The sequence below is a fragment of the Pantoea stewartii subsp. stewartii genome, assembly GCF_008801695.1.
GTDB classification, from domain to species: domain Bacteria; phylum Pseudomonadota; class Gammaproteobacteria; order Enterobacterales; family Enterobacteriaceae; genus Pantoea; species Pantoea stewartii.
Genome location: NZ_VZPF01000018.1, coordinates 17,846 through 37,820, shown reverse-complemented (window position 1 = coordinate 37,820; position 19,975 = coordinate 17,846). Strand labels below are relative to the sequence as shown.

The window sequence follows — 19,975 nt, the reverse complement described above, 5'->3', positions numbered from 1 at the left end:
TTAATGTCCCTGAATAAGTTGCAGATGCTCGGCTACCGGACCCAGAGCCAGAGCGGGGATAAAGATCAGTGCACCCACCAGCAGGACGGTGCCCACCAACAACGCGATAAACAGCGGACCATGCGTTGGCAGCGTCCCGTTACCGACCGGCTGAATTTTTTTACCGGCCATAGAACCGGCAATCGCCATTACCGGCAGGATGATGCCAAAGCGCCCCAGGAACATGCAGATGGCCAGCAAAACGTTCCAGAACGGCGTGTTCGCGCTCAGACCTGCAAAGGCACTGCCGTTGTTGTTGGCGGCCGACGATACGGCGTATAACACTTCACTGAAGCCGTGGGTGCCTGGGTTAGCCATACCGGCCCGGCCAGCGTCGGTCATCATGGCGATGGCTGTACCGATCAGCACCAGAGCGGGCGTCACCAGAATGGCGAGGGCGGTCATTTTCATTTCCCAGACTTCGATTTTTTTGCCGAGAAACTCGGGAGTACGGCCAATCATCAGTCCGGCGATAAACACCGCCAGCAACACGAACAGCAACATCCCATACAGGCCCGCACCGACACCGCCGAAGATCACTTCGCCCAGTTGCATCAGCAACATAGGTACCATGCCGCCCAGGGCCGTGAACGAGTCATGCATCGCATTCACCGCACCACAGGACGCGGCGGTCGTGATAACCGCAAACAGGCTGGAATTGAGAATGCCAAAGCGCGTTTCTTTTCCTTCCATATTGATGGCACTGTCCGCGCCCAGCGTCAGGAAGTGCGGATTCCCGTTCACTTCAGCCCACATCACGAAGGCCGCCGCCACAACAAACATCAGCGTCATTGACCACAGCAGCATGTTGCCCTGACGACGGTCTTTCACACATTCGCCAAAGGCAAAGCACAGCGCGGCCGGTATCAGGAAGATACTGAGCATCTGCACGAAGTTGGTCAGCGCGGTGGGGTTTTCAAACGGGTGAGCAGAGTTCGCGTTAAAAAAGCCGCCGCCGTTGGTGCCCAGCATTTTGATGGCTTCCTGCGAGGCCACCGGGCCCATTGCCAGCGTTTGCTGCGCCCCATCCAGGCCGGTAATCGTCTGATAAGGCAGGACGTTCTGAATGCTGCCCTGGCTGACAAAAAACAGCGCCATCAGCAGACTGACGGGCAATAACACGTAAAGCGTCACGCGCGTCAGATCGCGCCAGGCGTTACCCAGGGTTGCAATCGAGCGATTCGCAAAGCCCCGAATCAGGGCAAAGGCGACAGCGATACCGGTCGCGGCAGAGAAAAAGTTCTGCACGGTCAGGCCCACCATCTGGCTGAAATAGCTCAGGGTGCTTTCGCCTGAATAAGCTTGCCAGTTGGTGTTAGTGACGAAGCTAATCGCGGTGTTAAGCGCCAGATCCCAGCTCAAGGCCGGAAAATGTTGTGGATTGAGCGGGAGCTTGTCCTGAAGCAGCAGTATAGCCAGCAGGAGGATCAGGCCGAACAGGTTGAACAGCACAATGGCCAGCAGGTATTGCGGCCAGCGCATATCGCCTTGCTGTACCCCGGCGACGCGCCAAAACAGCGCTTCGGCACGGGTAAAAAGGGGTTTGTCCGCCACCAGCGCTGCCAGACCACGTCCCAGCGGCTGTGCCAACACCATCAGCACCAGCAGATACACCGCGATCAGTAAAAATGCATTGGCCGCCATCAGAAGGCCTCCGCATTCAACAGGGCATACACTAAATAGCCAGCAACAACACAACCAGCACAATGCCGGTTATCACGCCTGCACTCACAGCAACCTCCAGAGGTTTGGATTTGCTGAATAGCTTGCGCTGAGTCACATAAAGAAAGGGTTAAAAAGCACTGGCACGCTGTAAAAAAGGTATAAAAATGGCGACGTTGGCTCAGGCAACGTCCAGCAACCAGACCCGGTTGAGGTCGATCGTTGGCCAGGCCGCGAGACTCTCCGAGCAGACAATGCTGTCCGTGCAAAAACTGTCCCCCAGATCGACCACTTCTGGTCTGACGGGGCGCTTAGCGTGCAACGACCAGAAAACATGTACGCGCGGCTTCTGAAGCGATTGTTCGCCCGCCTTGACCACCAGTGCAATACGTCCCGATGCCAGCCGCACCAGCGACCCCACCGGATACAGACCGATTGTCGTAACGAACGCATGCAGCAGCGTTGTGTCAAAATGCCCGCGCCAGGCCAGCATCGACTGTAAAGCTTGTGCGGGTGTCCAGCCCTCGCGGTAAGGACGCGTTGAGGTCAGGGCATCGTACACATCACAAATGGTGGCCATACGGGAATAGACGCTAATCTCATGGCCTTTATGGCGGTAGGGATAACCGCTGCCGTCATATTTTTCATGATGATGCAGGGCAATATCGACCAGGTCATCCCCTGCGTTCGCTTCCATCAGCATCTGTGCACCCGCTATCGGATGCTCGCACATGATGGCAAACTCGTCGTCGCTCAGCTTATCCGGTTTATTCAGGATACTGAGCGGTACGGCCGCTTTGCCAATGTCATGTAACAACCCTCCCATGCCAACGCGCTGAAGTTGATGCGCATCCAGGCCGAGCTTTTTACCCAGAGCGATCATCAAGCCGCAGACCGCCATGGAGTGCAGGTAGGTGTAATTATCGTGATCTTTCAGTTGTGCCACGCGCAGAAGTGCGCTGGGCTCGCGCTCAATCGAACCGGCTATTTTATCCACAATATCAATCATACTGCTCAGATCGAGGCCGCAACCCATTCGCGCTTCGTTAAACAGCGCCAAGACCTTGATTTTGCCTTGTTCAAACAGCTGCTGTGCCTGTTCACGTTCCTGCGTAAAGGGAGCCTGCTGGCAGGGTGCGGTATGGACTGGCTCAGGAGGTGGTGATGAAATCGATTTCTCTTCATCAATCCATAACCGCTGAATACCTTCACGACGGAACATCGCAACCTGCTGCGGATCGGTGATCAGCATCTGATTACGAATACGTTTGTCTTTAAACCACCAGACCTCAAGTTTGAGGACGAACATGCCCGTTTTCAGTTCGTCGATCGTTATTAGTTTTATCACAATCGCCCTCCAGAGCATCAGTGGGTGATACCGTCATATCGGCAGGCGATGGGTTTTATGCAGGGCATTTTGTGCGAACTGTGGCACAGAACAACGTTTAAACATGTTGCGCGACTTTTGACCTTAACGCCGCGCGCAAAAACGGGCAATGCGCGGTCGTTACGCCACGTTGAGCAGTTTGGCCATCATCACCACATCATGAAGTTTACCTTCACGTAAGGATGCCTGACGACGCACCCCTTCGCGCTCAAAACCCAGCCTTTCATACAGCGCCAGCGCCCGATGATTGTCATGAAACACCTCAAGCTCCATGCGGGTGATGCCCAGCCAGTTACGTGCATAATCCATTGCCGTGCGGATCAACAGCTCGCCAATGCCGCGCCCTGAGAACGCCGGATTGACACCGATGCCGAAGCTGATGCAGTGACGCGTACGCGGATTATGATTTGTAAACAAGGTCAGCTCACCAACCATTTCGCCGTCTACTTCGGCAACAAAATTGATGAAGCCCTCGGCATCCATTTTTGCGAATTTCTTTTCCCAGGTGGCGACGCTGGGAAACGGCAATTGCAGCGTCCAGGGGAAAACCGCCGGATGGCCGTAAAGACGTTGGTAAGCCGCTGCATCATGTGGTTCACGGCCGCGCAGAGTGATATCCATAGAGAATCCTTTTTTTAATCGGGCGTACACATGCACTAAGCTGTAATTCTTATCGAACGGAAAGAGTAACTGTATGTTGTATCGTCGTTTCGAACGTTTTATCAATATTTTTCAGGATGCCCCCACCGATATGCCGCCCTCACGGGTCTGGCCTTTTTATTTTTACTACCTGCGCCAGGTGTGGCCGAGCTTCGCCGCACTGCTGGTGGTGGGGCTGGTGGGCGCGCTCATTGAGGTGGCGCTGTTCAGTTATCTGAGCCGCATCATTGATCTGGTTAACCATTCCACCCCGGCTACGCTGTTCCACGATAACTGGCCAACCTTACTCTGGATGGGCTGCGTCGCCCTGATACTGCGGCCGGTGTTTATTGCGCTGCACGATATGCTGGTTCACCAGAGCATTAATCCCGGCATGACCAGCATGATTCGCTGGCAGCACCACAACTACGTTCTGCGTCAGAGCATGAATTTTTTCCAGAACGATTTTGCGGGCCGGATTGCGCAGCGCATTTTGCAAACCGGCAACTCGCTCCGCGATTCTGCGGTGCAGTTGGTCGATGCCATCTGGCATGTGCTGATCTACGCCGCGACGGCGCTGGTGCTGTTCGCCGAAGCGGACTGGCGTTTGATGATTCCGCTCATTATCTGGATTGTGCTTTACAGCGCGGCGCTGCGCTATTTTGTGCCGCGCGTAAAGGCCCGTTCCGTGGTGTCCTCAGAAGCGCGCTCGAAACTCATGGGCACGATTGTGGATGGTTACACCAATATCGCTACCATCAAGCTGTTCGCCCATAGCGACCTGGAGCGGCAGTACGCACGTGAGGCGATTCAGGAGCAGACAGACAAAACGCAGCAGGCTAACCGCATGGTAACCAGCATGGATTTGACGCTGTCGACGCTGAACGGCGTTCTGATTGTCGCCACGTCCGGCCTGGCGCTGTGGCTGTGGAGCGCATCGCTGATTAGCGTCGGTGCCATTGCCCTGGCGACCGGCCTGGTTATCCGTCTGGTTAATATGTCCGGTTGGGTGATGTGGGTGGTGAACGGCATTTTTGAAAATATCGGCATGGTGCAGGACGGACTGAACACCATTTCCCAACCGCTTAGCGTGCAGGATGCGCCCCAGGCGAAACAGCTCAGGGTGACGCAGGGGGAGATTCGCTTCGACAACATCCGTTTTAACTATGGTGGCGAGCGGCAGGTGATTAATGGCCTGAACCTGACCATTAAACCGGGAGAAAAGATTGGCCTGATTGGACCTTCCGGTGCCGGAAAATCAACGCTGGTCAATCTGCTGTTGCGTCTTTACGACCTGAACGGCGGGCGCATCCTGATTGACGGTCAGTGTATTGCCGAGGTGACGCAGGAAAGCCTGCGCAGCCAGATTGGCATGATCACCCAGGATACCTCGCTGCTGCACCGCTCTATCCGCGAAAATCTGCTCTATGGCCGGCCCCATGCCAGCGAGGAAGAACTGCAACTGGCTATCCGTCGCGCCCGCGCCGACGAATTTATCCCGCTGCTGTCGGATTCCCAGGGCCGGACGGGGCTGGATGCGCATGTCGGTGAGCGCGGCGTAAAACTATCTGGCGGGCAGCGTCAGCGTATAGCCATTGCGCGCGTGTTGCTGAAAGACGCGCCGGTTCTGATCATGGATGAAGCCACTTCCGCCCTTGATTCAGAGGTGGAAGCGGCGATTCAGGAAAGCCTGGAGTCGCTGATGCAGGGTAAAACGGTGATTGCCATCGCTCACCGTCTGTCCACCATTGCAAAAATGGACCGGCTGGTGGTGCTGGAACACGGCCAGATTGTCGAAATCGGTAGCCACCAGGAACTGCTGGCACAAAATGGCCTGTATGCCCGGCTCTGGCAACACCAGACCGGCGGGTTTGTCGGGGCGGACTAGTCGCCGCGTCGGTAGGGCAAGGCGTCCCTGGCTTCTTCGGCCCACAGGTGAACGCCCTGCCGCTCCTGCTGCAAAAAATCGTCAACGGCGGCGCGCAGGCCGGGATGACACAGGTAGTGCCAGGAGTGGGTAATCTGCGGTTCGAAACCACGCACCAGCTTGTGTTCGCCCTGCGCGCCCGCATCGAAGCGTTGCAGGCCTTCGGCGATGGCGAAATCCATCCCCTGATAAAAACAGGTTTCGAAGTGAAGCTGGTTAAATTCCGCAAGGCAGCCCCAGTAGCGGCCATACAGGCTTTCCCCGTCTTTAAGGTAAAAAGCCATCGCTGCGGGCTGCTGCTGCAAACGGGCAATGACGACGCGAATGTTTTCCGGCAGACGCGCGGCCAGTAAGCTAAAAAAGGCACGCGTCAGATAAGGACGCTGACCGCGCACCGCGTACGTGTTGGCATAGCAGGTGTACACAAAATCCCATTGATCTTCACGCAGTTGATCGCCGCGATACCAGTCAAATTCAAAGCCGTTCAGGGCGACCTGCTCCCGTTCCTTGCGCAGCTGTTTGCGCTTGCGTGACATCAACGTATCCAGAAAGTCCTGGAAGTCGCGATAGCCGCGATTGTGCCAGTGATACTGGCAGCCCAGCCGCGCCAGCCAGTCGGGTTGTTCCGCCAGCAGCGCGTTAGCGTGAGAGTCGGTGAAATTGATATGCGCGCCACTCAACGCCTGGCGCTCCAGCCAGTCTGGCAGCCTCGACAGCAGACGGATAGCGGCATCGGATTTGCCCAGCACGCGCGCGCCCGTTACCGGGCTGAAGGGAATGGCACCGAGCCATTTCGGATAGTAAGCGATACCGGCTCGCTGACAGGCATCGGCCCAGGCGTGATCGAACACGTATTCACCCTGTGAATGGCTTTTTTGGTAGCCGGGTAGCGCGGCGCAGAGTTCACCCTGCTCACGCCAGACCAGATGGGCTGGCTGCCAGCCCCTTTCCGGCCTGACGCTGCCGCTGTCTTCAAGGCTCAGCAAAAAGGCATGGCGCAAAAAAGGCTGATCATCAGGCAGCAGCGCATCCCATTCAGCGGCGGGAATGTCGGATAACGTGCTCAGGGTAAACAACGACATGCATAACTCCAGACGGCAAGCGGTGACGTTTCAGTCAAGCAGGTTTTACGTTACAGGGAAAGGGAGACGGCACGTAATGTTTGCCTTTTCCTGAACGACAGGCGGCCTTCCCGGCGGTCAGTTTGATTTTGACGTTAACCGGTGTAACTGTTCAAATACCTGTCAGACAACACAACTTTTACAGGAACCGGCATGGCAAAAGCACTGGTGATTTTTCTGCACGGCGTAGGCAGTAACGGCGACGATCTGGCACCTGTCGGCGATTATTGAGCAACCTTGTTACCCGATGTGGTCTTTGCCTCACCGGATGCGCCTTATGCTTTTGAACAGGGCATGGGCTATCAGTGGTTCAGTCTGGCGGGCATTACGCCGGAAAACCGCCCAGGGCGGGTTCGCGAAGCTCGTGAGGCGTTTGACCGCGTTCTGCGTGACCTGATGGCGCAGCATGATATGGCAGATTGCTGGGAGAAGGTCATCCTGGTGGGCTTTTCTCAGGGCTCGATCATGGCGCTAGATCTACTGGCCTCTGGCCGTTATCCCCTGGCGGGCGTGGTGGCATTTTCCGGCCGACTGGCCTTTGACGGCCCACTGACACCACTCGCGCATACGCCAGCCCTGCTGATCCATGGCCGGGCTGATGCGGTGATCCCCGTCAGCGAAAGTGAGTCAGCCGCGGCCCGCCTGAAAGCCGCGGCGGTTCCGGTCGAGGCATTGATTGAGCCGCAGACTGGCCACACGATTTCAGCCGAGGGCGCCCTGCACGCCGCCAGCTTCATCGCTCAGTGTCTGCAGGACTGATGGCATCCGGTTTCGCGGCGGCGTTAACCCAACAGGTTAATCAGCGCGAAACCGGCAAAACTCATCAGCAACGAGCCTATGACATGCACCAGCGCGCTGCTCATCGCCCAGAGATATTTACCGGACTGCAACAGGGTCATTAACTCTGCGGTAAACGTGGAAAACGTGGTGAGACCGCCACATAAGCCTGTAATGATCAGTAACCGCCAGGCGGGATCGAGCTGGGGATTTTTAATAAACCAGGCCATGGCCCCCCCGATCACAAAGCCGCCAATCAGATTCACCAGCAACGTACCCGGTGGAAGATTGGGGAAAAACGCATTGAAACGCATACCGAACCACCAACGCAGTACACAACCTACGCTGCCGCCCACAATCACAGCGAATAGCGGTTTTAACATCTTATACTCCCGTTAACAGGCATTGTGCAGAAGACGGTGGAGGGTCAGCAAATACCGGCACCTGACGCTCCCGCTCCCACGAAAGGATAAAGGATAGTGTCAGGCGTCATCAGCCGCAGGGGAAACCTGCTGGCGGTTGGGGAAGGTGGAACGCCATCACCTTGCGCAGGCAATCATACGATGCCGTTTTCTGACTGGCAACTCAGACCATATGAACGCGCGCCCGTGATGTGCGGCTGACATGTAGTGTTAAAAACCCGACGCGGGTAGCCTTAAAAGGGGGGAGAATTCAGGTTTCCCCTTTTTCCGTTTTCCGCTTAAATAAATGACGGCTTTTACGCTTGCCGCGCCCACACAACGATTGTCGCCCCGGGTGAGGCGCTCACGCTTTCTGGAGAATCCTGTGCGCACTGTCATTTTTGATACTGATATCGGCGTGGATGATGCCTTTGCGCTGGCCTATGCCGCGCGGACGCAACATCTGCTGGGCATTACCACGGTATTCGGCAACGTTGCCGTGGGCCAGGCGGTGAAAAATGCGCGGCTCTTTTGCCAGAAAATGGCGATTGACGTGCCGGTGTACCGCGGCTGCGCCCGTCCGCTGGCACGGGAACCGAGCGCACCTGCCAGGCTGCATGGTGAAGACGGTTTAGGGGATGCGTTTGATAATCCGTTTAGCGACGACGCGCCCGGTGCCGTGCAGTTTATTATCGACAGCGTTCGTGCTAATCCCGGCGTCATTACGCTGGTGGCAATCGGCCCCCTTACCAATATCGCCAGCGCCATCAACCAGGCACCGGATATTATCCCGCTGGTCAAAGAACTGGTCATCATGGGCGGCGCCTTTGGTACCGATGGCCACAGCGGGAATGTGACACCGTTCAGTGAATTTAATATCTGGAAGGATCCTCATGCTGCGGATCAGGTCCTGTCCTCGGCCTTGCCGATTATTCTGATCCCGCTGGATGTTACCCATAAAGTGTTGATCAATAGCGATGAGGTGGATCAACTACAACAGCCGATCCTGCGGGCGATCTGCCGCCCTTATCTGGCGTACAGTCTTGAGAAGGAAGGATTTGCGGGAATGGCGTTGCATGACACGCTGACGATATCCTGGCTTTGTTTGCCCGAGGCATTTACGCTGGTGGAAAGCCCACTGCGGGTGATTACCGAAGGCATCGCCTGTGGTCAGACGGTGCGCCAGATCAGCACGCTGGCTTCCCGTCACAACCCTTTTCGCGATTTGCCCCGACAACGCATCGCATTGGGCGTGGATGCCGACGCCGTGCGTCGCCACTTTTTCCAGTCGCTCTCCGGAACGGCGTAGCGCGTGCGGAGACAGCGCACCCCGTTGTCTCCGGCTTCAGCGATCAAAATCGATAACGCCCTTAATTAACGCACGATTGTTGATGACCTGCGCCTCAAAGTGTTCTGCCAGCGTCGAAAACGCGAAACGCCGGTTGAGCATCATATCGGCACGTAACGTCCCGGCCGCCATGAGTTCACGCACCCGATCAAAATCCTCACGGGTGGCGTTACGGCTACCCATGATCGTGCTCTCCTTCTTGTGAAACTCACTGTCAGGAATCACCAAATCCCCTTTATGCAGACCGACATACACGACTGTTCCGCCATGGCGAATCAGGCTTACGGCCGCGTTCATCGCCGCAGGATTGCCTGTGGCATCAAGCACCTTCAACGGCAGCCTGCCATCAAATTCGTTTCGCAGTGAGGTTATAAACGCCGCATCAGCCGGATTGAGTGCACAGAGGCCCAACTGCTGACTGACGTGCTGACGGCGGTAATCACTGGTATCCGCGACCACCACCTGCGCGCCGTTAGCAGCGGCAATGGCGGCAGCCCCCAGGCCGATCGGCCCCGCCCCCACGACCAGCACCTGCTCGCCCTGCGCCACCGCCGCTCGCCGCACCGCGTGGGCGCTGATGGCAAAAGGCTCAATGAGCGCTGCGGCTTCTGGCGCAAGATCGTCCACCACCAGCAGGTTAGCTGCCGGTACGCAAAGATAGTCGCTAAAGCCGCCATCCTGATGAACACCCATCACCGAAATGTTTTCGCAGCAGTTGGTTTTACCGCTGCGGCAGGCATCGCATTCAAAACAGGAGAGATAGGGAATCAGTGCCACCCGCTGTCCTGCGGCTAAATCGTGAACGGCAGCCCCTGTCTCCACCACCTCCGCACAGAGTTCATGGCCGAGGACTCGCGGATAGCTAAAAAAGGGTTGGTTTCCTGCCCAGGCATGAATGTCGGTGCCGCAAATGCCTGCGCTGACGATTTTAAGCAGCGCTTCAGTCGCGGCAGGCCGGGGTTGAGGGCGTGTAGCCCAGACCAGCGAACGCGGTTCTGCGATGACTAAGGCTTTCATAGTGGTCATGGCCCCTCTCCGGTTATCAAAAGCGCAGTTATGGCGAATCTGGCTGCGGCACCGTATTCCCCTCTTCTCACTTTGTGAACCAGAACGGCTTTTTTGGGCCTTCAATGGTTTTTAATGCATAAAAAACCGGAGCCCCCGCATGAGCCGCAGCCAAAATTTACGCCATAACGTCATCAACCATATGCTGGAAAGCATCGCCCAGGGCCACGTTCAGTCACCGCTACCACCGCAGGCCACCCTGGCCGAAATGTTCACGGTCAGCCGCACGACCGTGCGTCATGTGCTGAGTTATCTGCATGAGCGAGGCGTACTGGAAAAAGTCAAAGACAGCTGGGTTATTGTGCGCGCGCCGGAGGCGCAGGACAGCCTGAACGCGGTGATGCCGCCGATTGATCAACAGGCCAGTCTGGTTGAAAAGCGTTTTTTCGATCTGATCAATCAGCGACAGTTGCAGCCCGGCGATACCTTCAGCGAGCTGCAACTGGCAAAGCAGGCCAATGTCAGCCCGGTGGCCGTGCGCGAATTCTTACTGCATTTTATGCGCTACAACCTGCTGGAACCGGTCAAACGCGGCCACTGGCAGATGAAAAAGTTTTCGCAGACGTATGCGGAAAAGCTGTTTGAGCTACGTGAAATGCTGGAAACCCATGCCCTGACGCGTTTTTTAAACTTGCCCATGGACGATGAACGCTGGATTCAGGCGCGCGATCTACTGGATCGGCACCGATCGATGCGTGAGACCATTGCCAGCAACTATCGCCATTTTGCGGCGCTGGATAAGCAACTGCACTCGCTGATTCTGTCTGCCGCCAATAACCCGTTCTTTAATCAGTCGCTGGAGATTATTTCCGTTATTTTCCATTCGCACTATCAGTGGGATGAAAGCGATCTGAAGCAGCGCAACATCGTTGCCCTGGAGGAGCATATGGCGATTTTGTCTGCGTTAATCGGTCGCCGGGATGTGGATGCGCTTTGCGCCCTGCACAGTCATCTGGCCACAGCCAAGCGATCCATGATCCGCAGCATTAATCAGTACAATTAAAAACCGATTAAAAACCGCAAAGCATTAGCTCTCGCACGATTTTGAAACAACTTTACAACATCTCTGCTTTATCGCCCTTACTCTTCATCGCAACGCGCCGGCGGCCCTGTGCCGTCGGGCATCCTTAATGCTCACAATAATGATAAATCGCCTGCTCAGGGAGATTGCCATGGAAAACAGATCGGTTATTGATCGTTCAACCTCGCCCGCCGCCGCTGCACCTGATGAGGCGTTTGTGCCGTTGCGCAGTGATATCGTGCGCTCGCCGCGCATCCGTAAAGTTCAGATTACCGCCATGCTGTTGCTGCTGCTTGCCGCCATCATTAACTACCTTGATCGCAGCTCGCTGTCGGTGGCCAATATGACGATTCGTGAGGAGATGGGGCTGAGCGCGACGGAAATTGGCGTGCTGCTCTCGGCATTTTCGCTGGCTTACGGGCTGGCACAACTGCCCGCTGGCGCCCTGCTGGACCGCAAAGGCCCACGTATTATGCTGGGCGTGGGCATGTTCATCTGGTCACTTTTCCAGGCCGCGTCCGGACTGGTGCATAACTTTACTCAGTTCGTGTTGGTGCGCATTGGCCTCGGGATGGGTGAAGCGCCCATGAATCCATGCGGCGTAAAAGTCATCAATGACTGGTTCAATATTAAAGATCGCGGGATGCCGATGGGGATGTTTAACGCCGCCTCGATGATCGGATTATCGGTGGCGCCGCCGATCCTGGCGGCCATGATGCTGCTGCTGGGCTGGCGCGGCATGTTTGTGACTATCGGTATTTTAGGGATTTTCCTCGCGATCGGCTGGTACATGACTTATCGCGACCGTGATAACAACACCTTAAGTGCGGAAGAGATCCATTATCTGCAGGCGGGCAGCGTGGCATCGCGTAAAGCGCCGATCAGCTTTCGTGAATGGCGCGGCCTGTTTAAGCAGCGCACCATGTGGGGCATGATGATTGGCTTCAGCGGCATTAACTACACCGCCTGGCTGTATATTGCCTGGCTGCCGGGTTATCTGCAGTCGACCTATCACCTTGATCTTAAGAGCACAGGCTTACTGGCGGCGATTCCTTTCCTGTTTGGCGCAGCCGGCATGTTGCTCAACGGCTATGTGGTGGATGCGTTAGTGAAACGCGGCTGGGATGCGGTTAAAACCCGTAAGGTGTGCATTGTCAGCGGCATGGTTTTGTCTGCGGGTTTTACCGCCTTCGTCACGCGCGCCACTGAGACCACCAGCGCCGTCACCCTGATTGGCATGGCCCTGTTTTGTATTCACTTTGCGGGGACCTCATGCTGGGGCCTGATCCACGCTAACGTGACCGCGCGCATGACGGCCTCCGTAGGCAGCATTCAAAACTTCGCCAGCTTTATCTTCGCGTCCTTTGCTCCGGTGATTACCGGCTGGATACTGGACACCACGAAGTCCTTCAGCCTGGCGCTGATGATTTGTGCCTGCGTAACCCTGATGGGCGCACTGGCCTATCTGGTGCTGGTTCGCAAGCCCATCACCGACGGAGCCTGACTCAGGTCAGCGCCCTGATGCTCACGCCATGACGGGCGCCGTAACGCTGAATACCGGCGATCGCTGTCCCGACAGTGAGCGGCGGCGGCGCAGGCAGCAGCGGTGCCCGCTCACGGAGCGCCGCGTCAAACTGCGAAACACTGGTGACATCATGAGGAAAACGCGTTTCATCCACACCGACCAGCGCGCCTTCGTCTTTGGCGAAGGTAAGCAACTGCTGCCAGCGGGCGATGTCGGCCAGCCCGATGCTGTCGGCCCCTTGTGAGTACAACAGCATATCGATGTAGCGGAACGGCGGCTGTTTTTCCAGAAAACGCTGCAGCGCATCTGCCGAGGCGGCAGAGGGGAACATCAGCCAGAAGGGAATCGCCTGTTGCTGCATACTGCACCAGGGATCCAGCAATATAAAGCTGTCTACCGTAAGCCGGGTGGGCAGCACGCCTGCCGCCAGATACCAGTCACGGTAGATTTCCGCCACCACAAAACTCAGCGCCTCCGGTTGCTCATAACGAATTTCCATCAGCGTCCAGCGTTGAGCTTCTGCCAGTTTTTTCAGAGGAGAGATCAGGTAACCGTCCAGCCCCCATTCGGCTTCAGGGACATGATCGGTGATGGCAGGCGGCGTCCAGCGCGCCCGATCAACCCCTGCCCGCGCCAGATATTCCGCAACGCGGGGGCCGCCCTGCAAATACTCGCTTTCCGTTGCCCCACCGGGTGCGCCAAACTGGAAAAACGAACGGTCGCTGGTGCGGGTGACCGGCCACTGGCGCGTGCAGTGATTGATAAACAGGGTCGCGCCTGCGGGCAATCCTCCCAGCAGAAATTCATTAAAGGCGAGTGGCATATCGCGTAATTTAAGCCGGAAAGCCTGCATATTTTCGAGCAGCAGCCGGTCCTGACTCGGATCCTGCCTGTGATGGACCGCCAGCCTTGGCCAGGTCGCCAGCAGCGCCGCGGCCACCGCTTTGCCTTGCTCAAATCCGGCCTGGGCATCGTCCGGATCGCTGGGTTCCACGCGCACCGGGCACAGAAACGTTTGCGGTAGCCAGGGCGTTCCCATCGCCGCCGCCAGATGGACCAGCGCACCGTTCGATGCGCCGATAAATGCCGCCGGATACTCGCGCTGCGGGTAGGCACTCACCATCCATTCGGCGATGCCTTCCACATCCAGCTCACCCGCCTGTTTCGGGCTGATTCCGTCCGCCTGGCCACTTATCGCATGGCCCCATTCACGTAACCGGCTCGGTAGTCGATCCAGTGAAGGCAGTAACCGGTCCAGCATCGATGACGAACGGGTAAGGGGCTCATCGCGTAGTGCACTTGCCAGAGCCAGCAGCATGGTTGCTGCGGAATCAAAGCGGGCGATGCCCTTCGGCGGTTTACTCATCGGCGTTCTCCTGCTGAATACGGGCCAAAAAGGGTCGGATCGCATGGCAGAAGCTCCATGGATAGACATAGTGCAGCCGGTGGGTACCGCCGCGCAGGGTGATTTTTTCACACTGAGGTAACAGCCCCGCCAGCTCATCCAGCCAGCGCGCCGGACAAACCGGGTCCCGCGAACCCCGGAGCAACAATGTGGGGGCCGTCAGATACGTCAGATGGTATTCAATCGGATCGTTAAGCATGGCGCGCAGCGTGCCAAATACACGGGGGAGACCGGCTTTCGCCCAGTCGATGCGGGCCAGCGGGTCAGCGGGTCAGCGGGTCAGCGGGTCAGCGGGTCAGGTGAACGGTGGGCTTCCAGTCGGCTGTTGCGCCAGCCGCGCCAGAGCTGGCGCAACAGGCTTCGCGCATGGCGATCGGCTGTGGGCCCCTGTAGCACCAGTCCGGCCACGGCGTCCGGGTGTTTATCCGCCAGCGCCGCCAGCACCTGACAGCCAAAGGCGCTGCCGACCCAGATTGCCCGCCGGAAACCATTGTGCTGGAGCCACTGCCACAGGATATCGGCCAGTTCACTGACGGAAAGCACCGGTGCCGATGCGGGCAACGCGCTACCGCCAAAGCCGGGCAGGTCGGGGACCAGCACGTGATAGTCCCGACCCAGCGCGAGGGCCAGCGCCTCCATCGAACGGCCTGACATCGCCAGACCGTGAAGCAGGACGACAGGTAAACCATGAGGTGCGTCGGGCGTCACGCGGGTGAACATGCGCCAGTCACCGATCTGTTGATAGTAACCCGCCAGTCCCGCATGGTGACTACGCGGTGAAACAGGCGGCGTTTGTTTCATTTGCTGCCAGCGCTTCGCGCCCCACAGCACTGCGCCTATACCTAAACCAACCCCTGCGGCCACGGCTATGCCCTGTCGCCTTTTACACCGGATGGTACGCCTCATCAGCTGCTCCTGTTCCTGGGTACTTATTGAGTGTAGGACGGGATCGGCAGAGAGGCAGTGAATACACTGCGTCAGGCGACAGGGTTACGCAGGCAACCGATTTTTTCTATCTCGACTTCCACCACGTCACCACGGAACATGAACAGGGGCGGCGTCCGTTTTTTCCCTACGCCGCCGGGGGAGCCGGTGATAATGACATCGCCGGGTGATAGCGGACTGAAGGCAGAGATATATTCGATAATGCTGGCGACCGGATGCACCATGCTGGCGGTGGTATCGTTTTGCACTTCACGACCGTTCAGTCGCGTTTTAATCGATAACTGTTGGGGATCAGGAATCTCGTCCGCAGTCGTCATCCAGGGGCCAAATCCTCCGGTCTGCGGCCAGTTTTTCCCGGCGGTAAACCAGGTAAACTGCATGTCGCGCACGGTGGCATCCATAAAGCAGCTGTAACCCGCAATGACGTCCAGCGCGTCGGCGGCCTTAACCCGATGCGCCGGTTTACCAATAATCACCGCCAGCTCACCCTCGTAATCGAATTCCTGGGTAGTCAGCGGTTTTTGCAGCGGTTGCTCATGGCCGGTCAGTGAATCAGCAAAACGGATAAATAAGGTTGGCGCGTCCAGCGTTGCGGCAAACTCCTGGCGTTTATCTGCGTAGTTCATTCCTACGCAGAAAATTTTTCCAGGCTGCTCAATAACGGGAAGAAACTGCACGGCAGAAAACGCGTGATCGACGGGCATGTTCTGAAAGGCGGCAAGATCGGCCAGAGAAGAACGTGTCAAAAAGGTTTTTAAATCCGGGCAGGCTTTGCCCAGGCGCATCCCGACATCGATCACGCCCTGTTCCCGTACGATACCCACGCTTTTTTTCCCCTGAGCGGGAAGATAAAAACTGCATAATTGCATTGCTGCCTCTTTTATTATGTCGGGCGATCCACCCGTGTTGAGAATAAATCGGCGCGCAGAGTAGCAAAAAACATGACGGAAATCGTACTGCGATTGGCACAGTGGATGTCCAGATGTATCACAGTATGTCAGGCGGAATGCGAGACCAGTGCGGGCTGAACAGAGAGGCGGAGACAGGCGAGAAGAACGACAAAATGAGGTGATAATCACTGGTCATTCCCTGACCGCGACTATCGAGGGTAAAACGTGGCGCTTAGTTCAGCGCACCGGGTGGTACGTGTTTAAAGGTTTCCACATACGCGTGAAACACGTACTTAAAAAAACGTTTCATACAGCATCCAGTTAAAAATTTGTTGAATAACTACAGGAAAAGTATAGCCCCTGCTGTTTTAATCAGCAATAAATTTTGAACCAGATCACAAAATACGATTTTGCGGGCGTTACTGAAACAGTCCGAGATGCTCGGTGAGGATGGTGGAGCCGATGGCGATGAGGACCAGTCCGCCCAGCACTTCGGCCCATTTACCTAACACAGGCCCAATGAAGCGGCCGACCAGCACGCCAGTGGTAGCCATAACGGTAGTGGCGGCCCCGATTGTCAGAGCCGTGATGACGATATTAACCTGAAGGAAGGCCAGCCCCACGCCAACCGCCAGCGCATCCAGGCTGGTGGCAACGGCGGTCGCCGCCAGTACCATAAAACCATGGCTTTGCGGCGCTTCGCACGGTTCAGACGCCGTTTTACGGAAGCCTTCCATCATCATTCGGGCACCCAGGAAAGCCAGCAGGAAAAAGGCTATCCAGTGATCCCACGCGGCAACATACTGGCTGGCAGCAAGACCCAATGCCCAGCCAATCAGCGGCGTCAGGGCTTCGATACAACCGAAAATCAGACCGGTGCGCACGGCTTCTTTCAGGCCCGGGCGATGCAAGGTCGCACCCTTGCCCAGCGCAGCTGCAAATGCGTCCATCGACATTCCAAAAGCAAGAATCAGGGTGGCGATAAAGGTCATGATTTGTTCACTTGGGATGAAAAGCCAGCATTTCGGGCTGAATTCATCACACATATGGCTCGGTTATTAAAAAGTGCGCGCAGTCTATCACGCAATAATCGTTATAAAAAGACAATAAAATCAGGGATTTAAGTATAGCAAAGGCTATAACTCATAACAATCGCTATGAATGTCTCTAAGTTAATGTCATTTAAGCCTTTTCTTTGCAATGCACAGCGTGACTTCCTGCCCTGAACAGTCCGTCATTGAACCTTCCCGCGGAATGCCGGAAAATGGCGGGCTGGTAAATACGGAATTTTTGTCCATGACTAACCCCTTCGAATCCCTGATCATTCCCGGCGGCATTTTACTGTTGGGCTTTCTCTCTGCCCTTCTGCTTCCCGCTCCCGCGTTTAGCCTGGCCGTCGCGCAGCACCTGCAACAGATGTTCCATCTGCAGGACCCTATTCAGCTTTATACCGTGGTCTTTTGCCTGTGGTTTTTACTTCTGGGCGCGCTGGAGTTTTTTGTTATTCGCTTTATCTGGCGCCGCTGGTTTCGGGCGTAATCACGCCGTCAGGGCGACATCTGCCTGCTGCCCCTCTTTTTTAAAAGACTGAATTACTGAGAGGCTGGCGGTGGAGAACCTTTGATCATGCAAAGCGTCAGCGATGCGGCGCGCTTCCTTGCCGTCGGTCAGTCACCTGGCTGGCTCTGAGGTCACAAAAATGTAACATTTGTTTTACAAAATAGCCTTCGCCGCCTTATCGATTAAAAATTCAACGCAAAGAATAAATTTCAATAATCCTTTTTTTTCATTAGGTTAGATTATTCCTTTCGATAAGTGACATTTTCATACCGCACCATTATGGGGCAATCCCGCAACATCCACTTTTAATTAACCCGTTGAGTTAGCTGCAAAAAAAGCTTATGGCGCGCCTGCCATTATGATTCTTTCTTATGCTGAATCATTTCTGCATTTAAAAAATAAACAAATGTTTAATTCGAACGCGAGAATGTTATATTTGGGCAACAAAGCATAACGTTCAGTTAACTCGTTATCGTCGCTTTAACCTATACCTGAGTCTTAACCCGGAAATAGCGCAACGCGCTCGACAGAAGCGTGACTATTTCGCCTGCAACACTGTTGAGCTTCAGGTCAACAGAAGAGGAGATGTCGCCTCATGTGCAAATCAGCTGTAAATCTTGCGCTCACAATGAGTGTTAGCGGAAAGGACACCACCGGGGCGCAGGAGCGTAAAGACGTCGATGTGCTACTCATTGGCGCTGGCGTCATGAGCGCCACCTTAGGCACCTGGCTGCAGGATCTTGAGCCAGACTGGTCCATTGAAATGGTGGAAAGGCTGCCGCATGTGGCGGAAGAGTCCTCTAATGGCTGGAACAATGCCGGTACAGGCCATGCCGCGCTGGCCGAGCTGAACTATACGCCGCAGAGAGCTGACAGCAGTATCGATATCGCGAAAGCCATTGCGATTAACGAAGCCTTCCAGATTTCTCGCCAGTTCTGGGCCTATCATGTCCAGAAAGGCAATCTGCATACGCCAAAAAGCTTTATCCACAGCACACCGCATATGAGCTTTGTCTGGGGCGATGACAACGTTAACTTCCTGCGCAAACGCTTTAACGCATTACAGAAAAGCACTTTGTTCCGTGGCATGGCTTACTCTGAAGATCCACAGCAAATTGCGAAGTGGATTCCGTTGGTGATGAAAGGCCGTCCCGCCAGTCAAAAAGTGGCCGCGACCTGGACCGATATGGGCACCGACGTCGATTTCGGTGAAGTGACGCGTCAGTTGATTGCCTCACTGGAGAAAAAAGCCAGTTTCCGTTTGCGCATGAGCCAGGAAGTTCGCGACATTACACGCCTGAACGATGGTCGCTGGCAGGTTACCCTTGTCAGCCTGACAGACGGTTCACGTCGTACGTTAACCGCCGGTAAGATTTTCATTGGCGCAGGCGGTGCGGCGTTGCCGTTGCTGCAGAAGGCTGGCGTTCCCGAAGCCAATGGCTATGCGGGCTTCCCGGTCGGCGGCTCTTTCCTGGTGACCGAAAATCCCGATGTTGTGAAACAACATATGGCGAAGGTCTATGGTAAAGCGAGCGTCGGTGCGCCGCCAATGTCCGTGCCGCATGTGGACACGCGCGTTCTGAACGGCAAACAGGTTCTGCTGTTTGGGCCGTTCGCGACCTTCTCGACCAAGTTCCTGAAGCAGGGTTCGCTGCTGGACATGTTTGCCTCGCTGAACAGTACTAACCTTATGCCGATGATCAAAGTCGGACTGAAAAGCTTTGATCTGGTGAAGTACCTGATGGATCAGGTTCTGCAAAGCGACCGTGACCGGATGGACGCGCTGCGCGCCTATGTTCCGCAGGCGAAGCAGGAAGACTGGCGTCTGGTGACCGCAGGTCAGCGCGTGCAAATCATCAAGAAAGATGAAAAAGAAGGCGCGGTATTGCGTCTGGGCACAGAAGTGGTGTCGTCGGAAGATGGCTCGATCTCGGCACTGCTGGGTGCTTCGCCGGGCGCCTCAACAGCGGCACCGATCATGCTGGAACTGCTGCACAAGGTCTGTCCAGAGCAGATGGCGTCACCGGAATGGCAAAATAAAATTCGTGCCGTTGTGCCGTCCTGGGGCCGCAAACTTAACGGTGACGTCGCCCTGACTGAAAAAGTGCTGGCTGAAACCAGCCGCGTCCTGCAACTGCCGTATACGCCTGTAACGCCGGTGGCCGCGAATGACGAAGGCCGTGAAACTGCCTACGTCGTCGGTAAATAACCATCTTCTACCTGTCTGAGGCCTCGCTTGCGAGGCCTTTTTGTTTGCCGCTTG

General features: G+C 56.0%; 18 protein-coding genes, 2 pseudogenes and 1 riboswitch. Of the genes and pseudogenes, 7 read left to right on the top strand and 13 right to left on the bottom strand.

The features are described 5' to 3' along the window. The 4 genes and pseudogenes from kdpA to F7Q90_RS07000 all read right to left on the bottom strand — a co-directional run bounded on the left by kdpA (position 1) and on the right by F7Q90_RS07000 (position 3,709). Entirely contained in the window at positions 1-1,683 is a 1,683-nt protein-coding gene (gene kdpA / locus F7Q90_RS07010; RefSeq protein WP_006121135.1) for a potassium-transporting ATPase subunit KdpA, read from the bottom strand. Next, a pseudogene (kdpF, locus tag F7Q90_RS26845) lies at positions 1,683-1,771 on the bottom strand (K(+)-transporting ATPase subunit F). Before kdpF ends, kdpA begins: the two are co-directional and overlap by 1 nt. A 111-nt stretch (positions 1,772-1,882) precedes the next feature. Then, positions 1,883-3,049 (bottom strand): HD-GYP domain-containing protein, encoded by a 1,167-nt coding sequence (locus tag F7Q90_RS07005; RefSeq protein ID WP_006121136.1) that lies wholly within the window; start codon positions 3,047-3,049, stop codon positions 1,883-1,885. 159 nt (positions 3,050-3,208) lie between these two features. After that, positions 3,209-3,709: a GNAT family N-acetyltransferase gene (locus tag F7Q90_RS07000; protein ID WP_006121137.1), complete on the bottom strand. Its 501-nt coding sequence runs from the start codon at positions 3,707-3,709 to the stop codon at positions 3,209-3,211. A gap of 73 nt (positions 3,710-3,782) precedes the next feature. On the opposite strand from F7Q90_RS07000, the gene F7Q90_RS06995 reads away from it, so the two are divergent. Continuing rightward, a complete protein-coding gene (locus F7Q90_RS06995) occupies positions 3,783-5,615 on the top strand; it encodes an ABC transporter ATP-binding protein (RefSeq protein WP_006121138.1) in 1,833 nt (610 codons plus the stop codon). Here the strand turns inward: F7Q90_RS06995 and F7Q90_RS06990 are convergent. Beyond that, on the bottom strand, positions 5,612-6,736 hold the full coding sequence (locus F7Q90_RS06990) for a GNAT family N-acetyltransferase (protein WP_006121139.1): 1,125 nt from the start codon (positions 6,734-6,736) through the stop codon (positions 5,612-5,614). The genes F7Q90_RS06995 and F7Q90_RS06990 overlap by 4 nt on opposite strands. A 192-nt stretch (positions 6,737-6,928) precedes the next feature. Here F7Q90_RS06990 and F7Q90_RS06985 point away from each other — a divergent pair. Continuing rightward, positions 6,929-7,534 (top strand): annotated as a pseudogene (locus tag F7Q90_RS06985) (alpha/beta hydrolase). A 23-nt stretch (positions 7,535-7,557) separates the two neighbouring features. On the opposite strand, the gene crcB reads toward F7Q90_RS06985, so the two are convergent. Further along, the gene (gene crcB, locus F7Q90_RS06980) at positions 7,558-7,935 is read right to left on the bottom strand and encodes a fluoride efflux transporter CrcB (RefSeq protein ID WP_006121140.1); all 378 of its coding nucleotides are present in this window, start codon (positions 7,933-7,935) and stop codon (positions 7,558-7,560) included. A 93-nt stretch (positions 7,936-8,028) separates the two neighbouring features. Next, a riboswitch (Fluoride riboswitch) is annotated at positions 8,029-8,105 on the bottom strand. A 233-nt stretch (positions 8,106-8,338) separates the two neighbouring features. Here crcB and F7Q90_RS06975 point away from each other — a divergent pair. After that, a complete protein-coding gene (locus tag F7Q90_RS06975; protein ID WP_006121141.1) occupies positions 8,339-9,262 on the top strand; it encodes a nucleoside hydrolase in 924 nt (307 codons plus the stop codon). A gap of 36 nt (positions 9,263-9,298) precedes the next feature. Here F7Q90_RS06975 and F7Q90_RS06970 read toward each other — a convergent pair whose 3' ends face one another. Beyond that, entirely contained in the window at positions 9,299-10,327 is a 1,029-nt protein-coding gene (locus F7Q90_RS06970; protein WP_006121142.1) for a zinc-binding alcohol dehydrogenase family protein, read from the bottom strand. Positions 10,328-10,466: 139 nt separating this feature from the next. On the opposite strand from F7Q90_RS06970, the gene F7Q90_RS06965 reads away from it, so the two are divergent. Beyond that, complete coding sequence (locus F7Q90_RS06965; RefSeq protein WP_006121143.1) at positions 10,467-11,369, top strand: GntR family transcriptional regulator; 903 nt, start codon at positions 10,467-10,469, stop codon at positions 11,367-11,369. 169 nt (positions 11,370-11,538) lie between these two features. Beyond that, entirely contained in the window at positions 11,539-12,891 is a 1,353-nt protein-coding gene (locus F7Q90_RS06960; RefSeq protein ID WP_006121144.1) for an MFS transporter, read from the top strand. Between the two features lies 1 nt (position 12,892). Here the strand turns inward: F7Q90_RS06960 and F7Q90_RS06955 are convergent, their stop codons facing one another. The 6 genes from F7Q90_RS06955 to mntP form a co-directional block, all read right to left on the bottom strand. Then, a complete protein-coding gene (locus tag F7Q90_RS06955) occupies positions 12,893-14,278 on the bottom strand; it encodes a hypothetical protein (protein ID WP_006121145.1) in 1,386 nt (461 codons plus the stop codon). Next, complete coding sequence (locus tag F7Q90_RS27065; RefSeq protein ID WP_237166098.1) at positions 14,271-14,516, bottom strand: alpha/beta fold hydrolase; 246 nt, start codon at positions 14,514-14,516, stop codon at positions 14,271-14,273. The genes F7Q90_RS06955 and F7Q90_RS27065 overlap by 8 nt, the downstream gene beginning before the upstream one ends. Positions 14,517-14,596: 80 nt before the next feature. Continuing rightward, positions 14,597-15,223, bottom strand: coding sequence for an alpha/beta fold hydrolase (locus F7Q90_RS06950; RefSeq protein WP_237166099.1), 627 nt, complete (start codon positions 15,221-15,223; stop codon positions 14,597-14,599). Between the two features lie 71 nt (positions 15,224-15,294). Beyond that, positions 15,295-16,131: a fumarylacetoacetate hydrolase family protein gene (locus F7Q90_RS06945; protein ID WP_006121146.1), complete on the bottom strand. Its 837-nt coding sequence runs from the start codon at positions 16,129-16,131 to the stop codon at positions 15,295-15,297. A 253-nt stretch (positions 16,132-16,384) separates the two neighbouring features. Beyond that, on the bottom strand, positions 16,385-16,462 hold the full coding sequence (azuC, locus tag F7Q90_RS27815; RefSeq protein ID WP_112900613.1) for a stress response protein AzuC: 78 nt from the start codon (positions 16,460-16,462) through the stop codon (positions 16,385-16,387). Between the two features lie 109 nt (positions 16,463-16,571). Next, the gene (mntP, locus tag F7Q90_RS06935) at positions 16,572-17,144 is read right to left on the bottom strand and encodes a manganese efflux pump MntP (RefSeq protein WP_006121147.1); all 573 of its coding nucleotides are present in this window, start codon (positions 17,142-17,144) and stop codon (positions 16,572-16,574) included. A gap of 304 nt (positions 17,145-17,448) precedes the next feature. Between mntP and F7Q90_RS06930 the strand changes: the two genes are divergently transcribed. Further along, the gene (locus tag F7Q90_RS06930; protein WP_006121148.1) at positions 17,449-17,691 is read left to right on the top strand and encodes a DUF1158 domain-containing protein; all 243 of its coding nucleotides are present in this window, start codon (positions 17,449-17,451) and stop codon (positions 17,689-17,691) included. 616 nt (positions 17,692-18,307) lie between these two features. Then, on the top strand, positions 18,308-19,921 hold the full coding sequence (gene mqo / locus F7Q90_RS06925) for a malate dehydrogenase (quinone) (RefSeq protein WP_006121149.1): 1,614 nt from the start codon (positions 18,308-18,310) through the stop codon (positions 19,919-19,921). The last annotated feature ends 54 nt before the right edge of the window (positions 19,922-19,975 follow it).